Origin of the sequence: Bacillus sanguinis, from assembly GCF_018332475.1 — a bacterium.
In the GTDB taxonomy this organism is placed as follows: domain Bacteria; phylum Bacillota; class Bacilli; order Bacillales; family Bacillaceae_G; genus Bacillus_A; species Bacillus_A sanguinis.
The window spans coordinates 1-343 of the sequence record NZ_BOQB01000668.1 but is presented as its reverse complement, the minus strand read 5'-3'; the positions used below and the strand labels follow the sequence as shown (position 1 = coordinate 343).

The following is a 343-nucleotide window of genomic DNA, read 5'->3' as shown; positions in this document are numbered from 1 at the left end:
AGCTATGTTTATGGAGAAAGTATTTCCTAATTATAAACAGTATCTAAAAAATTGGAGATTTATATTTATTTGTATATTACCTACTATCGCCTTTTTATATATTTTCGATGTCATCTTCGAATTACTATTTCATCAAGATTTCTATTTATCTAACTTAATTTTTGCTATTATATTATTTTTAATATTTATTAACATCAAAGACATGTTTAAAATTGAAAGTTAAAGAGCCGGATAAAAAAAGAGCACCCTGCAATCTGATGCTCTCATGTGATAGAGGTTTTTTCTGAGTATTAAGTAGGACACGAAGGTCTTGTCCTACTAGATAATATATGCTTGTACTTAT

At 26.8% G+C, this 343-nt stretch carries 1 protein-coding gene; it reads left to right on the top strand.

The features are described from left to right. Positions 1–10 precede the first annotated feature (10 nt). A complete protein-coding gene (locus tag KI369_RS29125) occupies positions 11–223 on the top strand; it encodes a hypothetical protein (protein ID WP_212959066.1) in 213 nt (70 codons plus the stop codon). The last annotated feature ends 120 nt before the right edge of the window (positions 224–343 follow it).